Here is a 12201-nt window from a genome sequence, read left to right on the forward strand (position 1 = left end):
CGGGCAAGCTTTTCTGGAGCGCTTATAAACCAAGTCGCGATTTTCGGCATTGAGAATAGGCAGACGTTATGAGACTTTTTTCCGTAAAAGGCATCTATGATGCTGCTTTTGCAAAAGTTTGGCAGTTATCCAGCTACCGTACTATAAATCAACATTTGATTCTCTGGCGAGAGTCTCCCGATTGATAATCAGCATGGAAAAACCTTCATACCTTAAAATCCAGAGAAATTTTACAAGCAGACCTTGTGTTAAAATCTGAAACATTAACCGCAACCAGGTCAATGCTCATACTGACGGTTTTTGGAACCGTAGTCGTATCGCTGGGCATAATGGTGCTTGGCCAGCTTGTGGACAAAAAGCTGGAAAGCGTCATGATACTGCACGACTACTTTACGGTCTTTGCCGTAATGTCTGGCGCAGGTTTCATCGGGCTTTTGGCCTTCAGCAGCGAGAGGCAGCAAGGAGCCGTCAACATGCTCAAGATCCTCTCCATAGCAGCGGCAGCTTCGGTGTTTCTTATAGACCTGACAGGGACGATAGGATACATCGAGTACAGGCTGCCTGATCCAGACAGCGCCAAGTCAAAGATAAGGCAAACCTTCCCGTTTGCCCACGAGCCGATGTTTGAATCGATGGAGTACATGGGGCTTCTGGGCCCGATGTGGGCAGGGCTCATCGCGTACCTTGCATGGCACTACAACGACCGGATGTTCACAGACAGGGCTGTCAAGAGTGTGCTGATGGTAATGATCTCGCTTGCAATAATGTATGCTCTTTTCATTTCGCTCATGGGCATAGTCCCGACCAAGATCGCGTCGGTGCAGGGGTGAAGAAGAACAAATGACGACAACAACAACACGCATCGGCATGTCTGTGGCAGTTTCGGGCAAGGTCGCCGCGGCGTTTCTCTCTGCCTCGGTAGCGATGGTGGTGATGGGCGTGCTCACATTTGTCCGCAAGGACCAGCAATGGCTTGTCCCGTATGGGCCGGCGGCGCAATATGGGGGCATATTCATGTACAGCGAGATAACGTGGGCCGTGCTGTGGGTGGGCCTGTACATTGCAATGCGCAACAAAGAACGCGTCGGCACCATGAAGCTGTGGCTGGCGCTCTTTCTGGTATCGCTTGCTGTGGCAACAGGGCTTGCGGAATCAAGCCTCAAGTGGTTCCCGCTTCCGTGGTGACGCGCGTGTCCTCCCTCCCCTCTTTTTACAGGGGCAGCATCGCAAAAACAGCATATAGGCAACGGCCGCTGCGAACGCTATGGCGATTGCAGCCCTTGCCTTGAGGCTGACGTACAATAGAAAAATAATGAAAAATATAGTGGGCTAAAAAGTTGCCTGCTGCTTCATCGCGTTTACCAGAGCCGACATGTGGATGTCGTTCTTTTCAAACTGGAGGAGTATCTGGTCGCGGGAAAGGTTGAACTCCATCGACTTTATCCTGCTCCTGTAATAGACGACCTTCTTGCCCTTGCCGTCCAGCTCTATCTTCTCGATAAAGAGTATGCCCACGTCCTGCAGCTTCTTTATCTTTTTGTACGTCGAGCTGAGCGGGAGGTTGTTTTCGACGGACACCTGCGCGGCCGTCTTGGGCGTGTCTATGGTGGACATTATCAACCTGTACGAGATGCCGTCAACAAGCTCCTGGAGGAGGGGCATCGCGGTGGCATGGCTGTCAAACGTGAGCGCGTTCATCGTCAATTAGGCAGGCCTAATTAGGTAAGCCTAAGTATTTAAACAGTCTTGCGGGGTTCTGTTACGTTCTCGTGGGTTGTGCGCGTGTACGGGTCGTGTTAACTTTCGTGGGCTCACAAAAATCAATACGCGTTGTTTTCCTTCCAGATTCTAACGCGCCACCATGCAACATAAACAGGTGCGCTAATAATCAGCCAAAGCAAATACACTAGATTGCTGTTAGCCGACCCTATTACCGTCAACACTAGCGCGAGCGAGCCGTATCCTTTAGCACCGAAAAGTTGTTTGAGGTTTTGGTGTTCAGGCACAAGTGCTACAATGATTGAAAGAAGCAAGTACATGCCAAGGAATCCCGCCCATTCCGCAAGTTCGATAGTGGCAAGCATGACAATATACGGAACTACATTGAAGATGATCGTCCATCTGCTAACAAACCACGATTCGACAATGATGCCCCAAAAGATAGTGAAAATCGCTACCAGTATAGCGCCTTGCGTCGGGTCAAGAATGGGCACTGTAATTTGTTCTAGAAAACTTGTCAATTAGCGCACTAGATAAGTTTGATGTTGATATGGAGATATTCCTGAACAAGCACATTCTAAGAATGAGCGCTGAGGATAATCTAAGGTCAACCATCAAACTATTCGGCAAGTACAAACCGCATTGCGTGCCTTACATTCTAAAGAAATTCAGGAAAAGAAAATGCGATTGCTGCAATGGCACTGGTTTTCTTGATGATCACTCATCTTGAGTAGCAGTACCTGCCTCAATCTCAATATGTTTGTTCTTGACGATAAACTTGATTGTTTCAGGTTGTCCGAGAGCGTCATACACGGGTTTAGGGATAGAACTCTGTGCTCCGCGTCCTTCGCTAAAGTTAACCCCCACTTCAAATTCAGTAGCGTCTTTCTTCCACTTGGGCATTACTCACCATCCACCTTACAAAGCGGTATCTTCGTATATAACGGTATCTCCGAAGATAACAAAAGGTATTTATATCTACGAAGATATCGTATCTACGAAGATATGACACCACCGCCAACAGCTCCGACACGACAACTAGACCGCAACGAAAAGGCGCAAAAGATTGTATGGACTAAAGGCCAAATCAAGCGTTACAACGAGAACCACTATGTTGTACAGTCGCAGTCTGGCCGCGGTGCGTACGTTGTCATATCCACAGAAGCAGGCTGGAATTGTACGTGCCCTGACCACAGCTACCGCCAAGTGAAATGCAAACACATCCTTGCAGTCGAGTTTTCGATAGAGCTGCGCAAGCAGGTGCAGTCATATGTAAACGTCATTCCAGAAGTCGCGGTAAACTCCTGCAAGTACTGCGCTTCTGAAAACATCAAGAAGGACGGCCTGCGCCACAACAAGTACGGCGACATTCAGGTATTCCTTTGCAAAGACTGCAACAGGCACTATACCGTAAACATCGGCTTTGAAGGAATGAGAGCAACCCCGCAGATGATTACAACAGCAATGCAGCTATACTTTTCTGGGGAAAGCCTGCGCTCGGTGCAGAAGTTCCTTAGACTGCAAGGTGTTAACATGAGTCATGTCGCGGTGTACAAGTGGATAAAGAAGTACGTCGCTCTGATGCAGGGCTATCTCGACAAAATCACTCCAAAAGTGTCTAGCACTTGGCGCACGGACGAAATGTATGTGAAAGTGCAAGGCAACATGAAGTACCTCTATGCCCTAATGGACGACCAGACAAGGTTCTGGATTGCGCAGCAGGTCAGCGAAAGCAAGTACGTCCAAGATGTTAGGCCGATGTTCATTGACGGCGCAGCTACGGCAAAGAAAAAGCCTCGCGTACTAATCAGTGACGGCGCGCAGAACTTCCACGTTGCATGGAAAAAGGAGTACAAGGATGAAAAAGCCGTACACATCCAGCACATCCACATCAAGGGCGACAACAATAACAACAAAATGGAACGTATGAATGGAGAGATCCGCGACCGTGAAAAGGTCATGCGCGGCCTAAAGAAAATCGACACTGCAATCTTGCAAGGGTATCAACTTTACCACAACTACTTCCGCGAACACGAAGGGTTAGATGGCAAAACACCAGCAGAAGCAGCGAACATCCAGATTAAGGGAGCTAACAAGTGGATTACTGTGATTCAGAACGCATCAAGAGACCTGATCAACTAAGAGAAGTTGAGAGCCATAGAACAACTCATGGACGTACTCAAGATAATAGGAAAAGTTTCACCAATCATATTGCTTTTAGGACTTGTCTTGTTCGAGGTATTAGTCCTATACGAGCATAGAGCAGACAATCTATTGCCAATCATTTTCTTGACATCATTCGTGATGATCATGGTGGGAATAATTGGTACTTTGTGGACATATGTGATGTACCCAAGATTATTTTCTCGGACTGGTTAAGATGGGAATGAGTGAGATGGCTGCACCGATTACTGCAAGAGGAATTGCTAGATATACCGCTGCGCGCCCAAGTTCAACCTGCTGAGAATCCTCAAGAGACACTATGTTTATGAAAGCAGAATTGCTAGCTATGACGTTCGCAGTACCACTAGTCTCATTGAAGTTTGTTCCCAAAAGTATACCAAATTGGCCGCCCGTAGCATACCGTATGGTTCCTGTTCCCTCATAATTGAAACCATTTGGATTATGCACTTTATCTTTAACATTGACTTTTTGCAGGAGAATGGCGCAGGCATTTTGCGAACCGTACTTATCAACAGTACCTTGCGGACAAAAAGTACCGTCAAATGTCAACAAGAAATATGAGGGTAGATCGGAATAGCCTAATCCTCCCTCTCCTCTCAGTTGATGGTTTGGAGCTAAGCGGCTGTATACTGTGATATTTTTTTGTGCGGCGATCGAACCTTGAGACTCTAGATTTACTGTGATGTACATCGTTTCGTTGAGTTTAGCAGGATTCGAGATGTTGAGAAAATATGGAGCAAACGTACTCTCCCTTGACACAACTTGGTTAATTTGCAGGATAACAAAGCCTGATGAGATGCTAATTGCGAAAATTATCGCACCGGCGATGGCTAGTCGTACCTTTAGACTAGGCTCAAGAGGAGAATTTGGATTAATAGGCGGTCTTTTATCGGGATTCCTTCTTACCATGAGGAATTGCGGCCACCCAAGCTGCGGTCTGACGATGCCAATTTCACCAGCTTAACCATTGCCAAGCTCACGAGAGTGTCATAAAAAGGTGATCTGTGTACAGAAAAATCTTCCATGCCTAGCCCACGAAAGTTAACGGCCTTTCAAAATCAGGCTAGCCCACAGTAAGTTAACAGAACCTCTTGCGGGGTTCTGTTAACTTATCGTTTGCTCAATGATATATGAGACAGATGCCTAGCCGACGGCAAATTAACAGAGCCTGCGGCCAAATTCCGAAGCAGTCTTTAGTTTATCAGAGGCCCGTTTCGTCTTCAGACATCCTGAAAACATTCGGCTGCAAAAGGTCAACTGCTATCCTGTTATCGCTACCGGCAGTTATTTTCACTATCGGTTAGCCTGCAAAATCAATTGCGATCACGCCCGATCTTGCAGCCTTTAGCATCTTGCCCAGCCAGCTACCTCGTCGCCTTGGCCTATGTGCAGATGCTTGTTGTCTAACATGGCTGCTGCATAAAATGCGACTATTAGGAGGTTGAAGCTGCTAACGTTCTCTGCCTATCTTCTTCCTCTTCTGCAATCCTGTGCGCCTCCGCAGTGACTACAACCTTGCCATTGACGGTCCATCTTGCCGCTCCCAGGTCCTGTCCGTCTGGCCCTTGAGCCTTTGGCATGTCGATAACAAGGTTGTCGAAGGTGTACGTCACAGAAGCGCCTTTGCCCTTGAGCCTGTCAAAAAGCTGACCAATTATTTCTGCCCATTGCGACGACATTTGGTGCGTGCCACTATCCTTGTCCTTCTGGCTCGCATCCCGCCTGCTGTTACTCATATACGAGAGAGGTATGCGTGGCTTTCAATTAAAACAGTTTACTTTGCAGTCTCTCTATTCCAAAACCGCAAAGATGTGGGTCTCTGCATCTGACCTTCAAAAACACAGAGAAATCCGCTGAGTGAACAGAGAATTAGCGTCGGACCCTTCTAATCCTGATGAAGAGTGCGTTTTCTGTAATCTGGGTTTCAGGTTTGATGTTCATGAATCCTGATGCAGCATGTTCCATAAGCCGACTGAGATAGTGGGACCAATTCTCTCCCATGTTGTGCTGGATTATAAGAATACGGCTATCCTCGCTTATTTCGTGGCGATAGTTAAAACCCGAGACCCTTATCCATCTCTCAAAAAGCTCAAAAATCGATTCTTCCGTACGCTCTTTTGTCATGATCATCATGGTTTCATCCGTCAAGCCTCTGGCGACATCCTCCGCCAGCGCATCTACCTGCTCTTTGGTCAGCGAATCAAACAGCCTCTTGATCACTCCCTTGCGTATCGGGATAAATCCTGCTCTTGCGGCGTTTGCGTACCATTCAATATGGGATCTTACAATCTGATTCAATAACGTGTTGAGGTTGATTTGTTTCTGCTCAGCCTCTAGCCTGAGTTGGTCAAGCATTGCTTTATCAAACCTGAATGTGGCGGCTTCAGTATGATTGGTCAAGTCTAGTTGACCTAGAACGCATTCTTCGGTCTTTTATTATTTTTGGAATATTTAATGTTAATATCCTATTTCTTGTAGAAAATATATGATACAAAATTATGTAATTTGCATTGAATGTGGATGTCATATGAATAAAACACGAAAATATTGTGCAATATGGCTGACTGATGTGCACATTTTGTCCCAATATTTGGGTCCGCCATGTTAGATATTTTACACAAAGTACACAATGTACTCATATTGCTTATAGCAAGGTTTTGTAACAAAAGACGTGCATATACCCCAAAGAAAGCCACCGCCCCTCTCCTCGTCAGTTAAAGGTGCGTCTTCTGTTGATGAGCTGGGGCAGGCTTCGTGTTTAGGTTGTTTACGCGGATGGTGGCGACCATGTATACAAGAGAACACGATAGATATGATGATGACGATCTTGTGTGTTCCCGCATGATGCAATAGCCGCCGTCTGACAAAGAACATCATCATGACGCGACGGCCGGTAACGCAAACAGGAGCGCGCGTGTGCATGTGAAAAAAGCCAGGGTGAGCCGCCACACCGCCACTGCCCTCGATAGAGGGAGAAGGAGATCATCCCTCCTCTTTTTTCTGTTGTTCAACAAACGCCGAGGCAAAACCTTAGCTGGTTCAGGATCTATTGAAAATTAATTATTCCCTGTTCTGTTGAAGAATTCTCAAGTTACCCTTCTCAACGCTTTAAAGCCATAGGGACCTGACCGGCCCTTGATGTCAAGCATAAGGCACAACAGGACGGCGATGCTATCATTTGTGATGGTAGGTGTCGCACTTGCATCATTATTCATCTTTGTTGCTTCGACCCATGCGTTTGCCCAAGGAGGCCAAGGTGGCGAGGGCGCCGCAGGCTCCGGCGGGAACGAGACTGCCGCGCCTGAAGTTGCTCCAGAAAGACTAAAGTTCTTTGACAAGCACGACCCTGCGCACACATGGAACGAGACTGCGCTTTCATACTTTGATTCAAAAGGAACAGAGCTGATGTGCGACAAGGTGTACAACGGCACCATCTACTATCAGATCAATGAAAACTTGTTCAAGTGCGACGACTTTGGCCTCTTTATAGCTGGCGACGAACAGGCCATGACGACAAACGGCAAGGACGGACAGGACGGGCAAGATGGACAGGACGGCAAGGATGGAGTCTGACTCCTTTTTTCTTTGCAGCAGCAACAACGGTATTTTATTGTCGTCATCCCTGCACATCTGTTCGCGACTTAAGCCGCGGCCAAAGGGAAACTCTGGATATCGGTCTTTTGAGCTAGAAAATACCATTGACGACTGAATTAAGGCAGCGGTGCGAGATGCCATTGCCTTCACATCATCCAACATTGTAAATCACATAGCCGATACATTTTACATAATGACATAAAATCTCCCTCTAGAATTAATGGTTATAATCACATTATGAGTTCAGGCTTCTCAATGCTTTAAAACATTGACAGCATGGTAACGCAAGATGTCGAATAACAACAACATCATCAAAAACAAAACGGCACTCCTATCAATGCTGATAGTAGGTGCCGCAATAGCATCATACGCCTTTGGCGCGCCAGCCAACGCGTTTGCTGCCGGCGACGGCGGAAACGGGGGTAACGGCGGAAATGGCGGCGACGGCGGCGATGGAGGACTCCTCATTGGTAACGGCGGCGACGGCGGAAACGGGGGTAACGGTGGAGATGGCGGCGACGGCGGAAATGGCGGCGATGACGACAGCGAATACAAGAAGCACTGGAAGAACGATGACGCTGAAGACCACGTATACAAGAAACACTGGAAGACCAATCATGACGACGATGACGATGACAGCAACGATGAAGATGAAGACTATGGAAACAAGAAGCACTACAGCAACAATGATGATGACGACTATGACAGAAAGTACAAGAGATACTACAACGACGACGATGACAAATACTATGGCCCAAAGCACTTCAAGTACAAGGAGAAGTTCAGTGACGACGATGACGACGGGTACTACTACAGCGAGCACTGGAAGAAGAAGTTCAAATATCACCACGACGAAAGCTACTACAGCAACGTAAAGATCATCATCCACAACAACTACTATAACGACTATGACGCAGGCTCATTCTATGTGCACTTTGACAACGAGGACTATGACAACGACGACAGCACAACGGTCTTCAAGTTCTACGACCAGCACTTTGAAGAGCATCAATGGGATGAGGAAGGCAAGTTCTACTACGACGAGGACGGAAACGAGTACCAGTGTGATGACTTTTACATGGGAAGCGTCTACTACGACTTTGACGGTGCCTTCTACAAGTGCGACGACCTGACGTTCAGCGAAGACTTTGAAGAAGGCTACTGAGAGTGACCTTCTCTCCCTCTCCTTTTTTTCTTTTCTTTCCTATCTTATCATATAGAGCAATCGCATGCCATTGGCACTGTGCGCAGATTGCCGTGCAGCCGGCGCAGTAGTCTTTTCCTTCTCTTTCTATATGTCCTATAACGTGAATGCGGCATGATACACGAGTCTGCTCATTTGGCGTTTTGCGTTAATAACTGACGAACATATTTTTCAATCGAGATTGACTGCAAAAGGGACACGTGCCTGAAAACTGCTATCTTGGTATTTCTTTTTCTTGTCGCTACTGACTCTCAACCGGCCAGTTGCTCCTCCGGTGCTTGCCCACGAGAGGTTTAAGGTGGAGAAGGAGATCCTGGAGTTGATGCAAAGACGGGTTTATCTCTCGCATCGCGCCGACATTTACTCCAAGTGCAGCAAGTCCCTCATACGTCTCTGCGATCGTCTCTTTTTCTCTTTCTTTTTCCCTAGATGCGTACGTCATTGCCATTATCTGCTACTACCCCCGCCTCCAGATACCTCTGGAATATTTGGAAGTTCATAGTTTGCGCTGGACAAGCACCTGGCGCAGAGCCTCTGCATGATGATTACCGTCCCTTGATCCACTTCAAATAGCGCCTCGGCAGTTGCGACATCTCCACATGTATTGCAGTAGTAGGGTTTCGACTTGTTCTTTCTCTGACCTAGGGGTTTAATGTCATAGTGTCTTAACATACTATCGTCAAGCAGCGACTCATTGATACTTAAGCCGTGCTCACCGGCGGAGCAGTGTGATCATTCGCTGGAATAGTTATTCACTTTTGTACTCTGTCCAAGATAGATTACAATCTGAGGTAATCATAATCATGATTATGATGCCAAGATGCCTGATAATCTTTTAAACAGACACGCTTCTCCCGCCTGCCTGTCATGCGCGTAAAAAGTTTTTCTTCTAAAGCACAACAGCTGCAAAATCGATCCAGCCAAATTCCATGCTTGGTTTATATGCGATTTTTTATCTGGTTAGTGGCCAGAAATAGAAATTTTGTGTACATAGAGATTCGGGTTCTGTCACGTTGACGGGTGATACCACAAAATTTTCTGCCTGTAACAGCGCGGGTGATGAGCTTATTTTGTCCATTCTTGGATTATCTCAAATCGTCTGTTTCCAGCACCTAACTTTGCAATCATGCCATACTCGCCTTGCTTCCCACCTGCATAGGTATATTCTACAACATAACCAAAAGACAGTATTTTCTTATGAGGATCATCAGAGAGCTCCATGATATAGAACTTTTCACTATTCGGCATGATGGTGCCCATTGTATTTTTATCATCTTGTCCTTTCAAATCAGCGATTGTTAGTACTTTGTCAGAAAGATCACTTTTCCCCACTGCGGATAGCGCAGGTAATCCACCATAGTTTGTTAACACCACTTCAATCTTATCTTGCGCGATCATGATTTCTTTTGTACCTATCCAAGGTCTTAACCTACTATCTATCTGTTGTTTGGTCATCTTAGATTGCCAAACTGCAACACCCGCCGCAACTGCTGCCGCTGCTGCCGTAGCTATTTGCGCCAAGTCCAAAGCCGTCTGGAACTCGCTCAATTGATGAAATTGGCGTGCATACAAGCTCATTAAGCTAATGCTTTTATGGTGCCCTAACAAGCTTGAGCTGGCTATTTGGCAAATTCAAGACCGCTCATAGAGACAGTGGCAGTTCTCGCCTTCATATCTCTCATAGTTGCTGAAGGTGTCTTGGCTATCTTGAGCGTTAGTATAATTGTCAAAGCCGTAGAGCCTAGAGGTTATCCAATTGCATATCAAAGTCATGATATAGAATTGATAGATCCATCCATGCCTACCAACAACCTTCAACTGCATTTGACTATGGCTGCGTTTGTTATTGGAGCGCAAAGCAACATCACGGCTTTTGCGAAACTCCAACCTGTAGGAGAAGATAGGGCATTGTACTCTGAACAAAACCGCACTATTCCAGAACAATACTTTCTTTGGTTTGACGGTAGCTATTGCCCAACTAGACCAGTTGACGTTTATTCCTCCATACCCCAATGCAAACTTGAACTTGACAGGTATCCACAAGATGACGCTGACTGGTCGAATGTGTACTGGCAAGGTACCTATAGCGACTTTCCAGATGAGTTTAGGTACAGCACAATAGGCATAAGATATGCTACGGCTGGCGTGTACGGTGTCGCATTAACTGATTCGCCTGATCGTGTGAATCCTTCGCTATCAGAACCTTTCATTACAATATCTGATCCCAGTGTTACACATACATTCTTTCTTGGCATTGAAGCGAACCAACTTTCCCTAACCAATCTCGGACTTTCATTCTTGATTTTACTACTAACCATTGTGCCAATACAGTTGAAGCTATTTTCATTTCTCCGACGTAAGGGCGTCTTTGGCAAGCATGACAATGCTACCTAATAACCCGATTACTAGCAGGTAGATTACTATCGGCTCGCGCTGACCTGAAACGACACTATAAACCAACCACAATATGCCAATATTCAGAAGTAAGAGCATACACGCAGCAATTCCACCTTCAATTAAATCACGAGTTTGTTTCTGCAATCTAGTTTTGCAATTTGGTTGCGTTTTGGATCACGGTGATCCACTTGTTGGTGCCCTCAATCTTTATTCCCGCTTGGCTCGCTGGCGTGTCGCCGTTCAGACCTTCATGCGGTCTAAAGTAGTTGTGGTACAGCTGGATGCCTTTCAGAATTGGCGTATCGGATTTTTTCAGACCGCGCATAACCTTTTCTCTATCGCGAAATTCACCGTTCATCCTCTCCATCTTATTGTTGTCGTGCTGGTTCTTTGTCATGACACTTACCTCATGGATGGTACGCGGGTTTGCTATTGTGAAAAATTCCCTCTTGTACGCTTCTTTATATGACCACAAGCCGTCAGTGATTATCTTCGCTGGTCTTTTGCCAGCTACTTTTTTGCCCTTTGCAAATAGTCCTCTAGCATCGTGGCGTTCTTTGCTGTCTGCAACTTCCTGAGCCATCCAGAACCGGGTTTCGTCATCCATCATGGCGAAAAGGTACTTCAGGTTGCCCTTTACCTTGACATATACCTCGTCAGCTCTCCAAGTATCTGAAACATTCGGTGTTATCTTTTCTAGGTATTCGTTCATCAGGCTCGTGTACTTGGCGATCCAGCGATAGGTGCTCATGTGGCTTTTCTGGATTCCCTGTAATGCTAGGAATTTCTGTATGCCGCGCAGACTTTCGCCTGAGAAGTACAACTGCATACAGGTTGTTATTACCTGCGGAGTTGCGCGCATCTTTTCAAATCCAAGATTGAACGAGAACCTTTTGCCACAGTCGCGGCATCTCCATCTCTGAATTTCACCATGCTTTGTTTTGCGCTTGGCATCCTTTACAATGTGTGTAGAATTGCAGCTAACACAAGCCTGAGCGTCAATTGGCTTTATGGTGGCAACAACCTTTTGAACAGTGGCGCGCAGTTTTTGGCTAAATTCAACCGCGAAAATGTGCTTGCACTTTTGACCGCGGTACATGTGG

General features: G+C 46.4%; 15 protein-coding genes and 1 pseudogene. 6 read left to right on the forward strand and 10 right to left on the reverse strand.

From position 1 onward, the window contains the following. Positions 1 to 245: 245 nt before the first annotated feature. Positions 246 to 830 (forward strand): hypothetical protein, encoded by a 585-nt coding sequence (locus NVIE_RS11870; protein ID WP_144239703.1) that lies wholly within the window; start codon positions 246 to 248, stop codon positions 828 to 830. A gap of 10 nt (positions 831 to 840) precedes the next feature. Beyond that, entirely contained in the window at positions 841 to 1185 is a 345-nt protein-coding gene (locus tag NVIE_RS11875) for a hypothetical protein (RefSeq protein WP_075055445.1), read from the forward strand. 144 nt (positions 1186 to 1329) lie between these two features. Here NVIE_RS11875 and NVIE_RS11880 read toward each other — a convergent pair whose 3' ends face one another. The 3 genes from NVIE_RS11880 to NVIE_RS14965 form a co-directional block, all read right to left on the reverse strand. Continuing rightward, positions 1330 to 1704, reverse strand: coding sequence for a hypothetical protein (locus NVIE_RS11880; RefSeq protein ID WP_144239704.1), 375 nt, complete (start codon positions 1702 to 1704; stop codon positions 1330 to 1332). Between the two features lie 116 nt (positions 1705 to 1820). Further along, positions 1821 to 2240 (reverse strand): hypothetical protein, encoded by a 420-nt coding sequence (locus NVIE_RS11885; RefSeq protein WP_075055447.1) that lies wholly within the window; start codon positions 2238 to 2240, stop codon positions 1821 to 1823. Positions 2241 to 2436: 196 nt separating this feature from the next. Next, positions 2437 to 2622, reverse strand: coding sequence for a hypothetical protein (locus tag NVIE_RS14965; protein WP_144239706.1), 186 nt, complete (start codon positions 2620 to 2622; stop codon positions 2437 to 2439). A 102-nt stretch (positions 2623 to 2724) separates the two neighbouring features. Between NVIE_RS14965 and NVIE_RS11890 the strand changes: the two genes are divergently transcribed. After that, positions 2725 to 3861, forward strand: a complete 1137-nt coding sequence (locus NVIE_RS11890; protein WP_227717367.1) for a DDE-type integrase/transposase/recombinase — start codon at positions 2725 to 2727, stop codon at positions 3859 to 3861. 216 nt (positions 3862 to 4077) lie between these two features. Here NVIE_RS11890 and NVIE_RS11895 read toward each other — a convergent pair whose 3' ends face one another. From NVIE_RS11895 to NVIE_RS11905, 3 genes are all read right to left on the reverse strand, one after another. Beyond that, positions 4078 to 4812: a hypothetical protein gene (locus tag NVIE_RS11895; protein ID WP_075055448.1), complete on the reverse strand. Its 735-nt coding sequence runs from the start codon at positions 4810 to 4812 to the stop codon at positions 4078 to 4080. A 524-nt stretch (positions 4813 to 5336) separates the two neighbouring features. Continuing rightward, the gene (locus NVIE_RS11900) at positions 5337 to 5639 is read right to left on the reverse strand and encodes a hypothetical protein (RefSeq protein WP_075055449.1); all 303 of its coding nucleotides are present in this window, start codon (positions 5637 to 5639) and stop codon (positions 5337 to 5339) included. A gap of 133 nt (positions 5640 to 5772) precedes the next feature. Then, a complete protein-coding gene (locus NVIE_RS11905) occupies positions 5773 to 6303 on the reverse strand; it encodes a hypothetical protein (RefSeq protein WP_144239707.1) in 531 nt (176 codons plus the stop codon). A 738-nt stretch (positions 6304 to 7041) separates the two neighbouring features. Here NVIE_RS11905 and NVIE_RS11910 point away from each other — a divergent pair. After that, complete coding sequence (locus tag NVIE_RS11910; RefSeq protein ID WP_075055451.1) at positions 7042 to 7476, forward strand: hypothetical protein; 435 nt, start codon at positions 7042 to 7044, stop codon at positions 7474 to 7476. 310 nt (positions 7477 to 7786) lie between these two features. Continuing rightward, a complete protein-coding gene (locus tag NVIE_RS14970; RefSeq protein WP_144239708.1) occupies positions 7787 to 8662 on the forward strand; it encodes a hypothetical protein in 876 nt (291 codons plus the stop codon). A gap of 280 nt (positions 8663 to 8942) precedes the next feature. Here the strand turns inward: NVIE_RS14970 and NVIE_RS11920 are convergent, their stop codons facing one another. Continuing rightward, positions 8943 to 9149, reverse strand: coding sequence for a hypothetical protein (locus NVIE_RS11920; RefSeq protein WP_075055452.1), 207 nt, complete (start codon positions 9147 to 9149; stop codon positions 8943 to 8945). Positions 9150 to 9766: 617 nt separating this feature from the next. Continuing rightward, entirely contained in the window at positions 9767 to 10249 is a 483-nt protein-coding gene (locus NVIE_RS11925; protein WP_144239709.1) for a hypothetical protein, read from the reverse strand. A 75-nt stretch (positions 10250 to 10324) separates the two neighbouring features. Here NVIE_RS11925 and NVIE_RS11930 point away from each other — a divergent pair, with 75 nt between their 5' ends. Next, positions 10325 to 11095 carry a hypothetical protein gene (locus tag NVIE_RS11930; protein ID WP_144239710.1) on the forward strand — a complete coding sequence of 257 codons (771 nt, stop codon included), beginning with the start codon at positions 10325 to 10327 and terminating at the stop codon, positions 11093 to 11095. Between the two features lie 148 nt (positions 11096 to 11243). Here NVIE_RS11930 and NVIE_RS11935 read toward each other — a convergent pair whose 3' ends face one another. Both NVIE_RS11935 and NVIE_RS16350 read right to left on the reverse strand, forming a co-directional pair. Then, complete coding sequence (locus NVIE_RS11935) at positions 11244 to 11960, reverse strand: DDE-type integrase/transposase/recombinase (RefSeq protein WP_227717368.1); 717 nt, start codon at positions 11958 to 11960, stop codon at positions 11244 to 11246. 33 nt (positions 11961 to 11993) lie between these two features. After that, positions 11994 to 12197 (reverse strand): annotated as a pseudogene (locus tag NVIE_RS16350) (hypothetical protein); the annotation flags it as partial. Between the last annotated feature and the right edge of the window lie 4 nt (positions 12198 to 12201).

The sequence above is a fragment of the Nitrososphaera viennensis EN76 genome (genome assembly GCF_000698785.1).
GTDB lineage: Archaea > Thermoproteota > Nitrososphaeria > Nitrososphaerales > Nitrososphaeraceae > Nitrososphaera > Nitrososphaera viennensis.

Excerpts from the sequence above, each read along its gene's own strand:
- NVIE_RS11910 (WP_075055451.1), top strand. The coding sequence starts at position 7,042 with ATGTCAAGCATAAGGCACAACAGGACGGCGATGCTATCATTTGTGATG.
- NVIE_RS11920 (WP_075055452.1), bottom strand. The coding sequence starts at position 9,149 with ATGGCAATGACGTACGCATCTAGGGAAAAAGAAAGAGAAAAAGAGACG.
- NVIE_RS14965 (WP_144239706.1), bottom strand. The coding sequence starts at position 2,622 with ATGCCCAAGTGGAAGAAAGACGCTACTGAATTTGAAGTGGGGGTTAAC.
- NVIE_RS11935 (WP_227717368.1), bottom strand. The coding sequence starts at position 11,960 with ATGCGCGCAACTCCGCAGGTAATAACAACCTGTATGCAGTTGTACTTC.
- NVIE_RS11895 (WP_075055448.1), bottom strand. The coding sequence starts at position 4,812 with ATGGTAAGAAGGAATCCCGATAAAAGACCGCCTATTAATCCAAATTCT.
- NVIE_RS11900 (WP_075055449.1), bottom strand. The coding sequence starts at position 5,639 with ATGAGTAACAGCAGGCGGGATGCGAGCCAGAAGGACAAGGATAGTGGC.
- NVIE_RS14970 (WP_144239708.1), top strand. The coding sequence starts at position 7,787 with ATGTCGAATAACAACAACATCATCAAAAACAAAACGGCACTCCTATCA.
- NVIE_RS11875 (WP_075055445.1), top strand. The coding sequence starts at position 841 with ATGACGACAACAACAACACGCATCGGCATGTCTGTGGCAGTTTCGGGC.
- NVIE_RS11890 (WP_227717367.1), top strand. The coding sequence starts at position 2,725 with ATGACACCACCGCCAACAGCTCCGACACGACAACTAGACCGCAACGAA.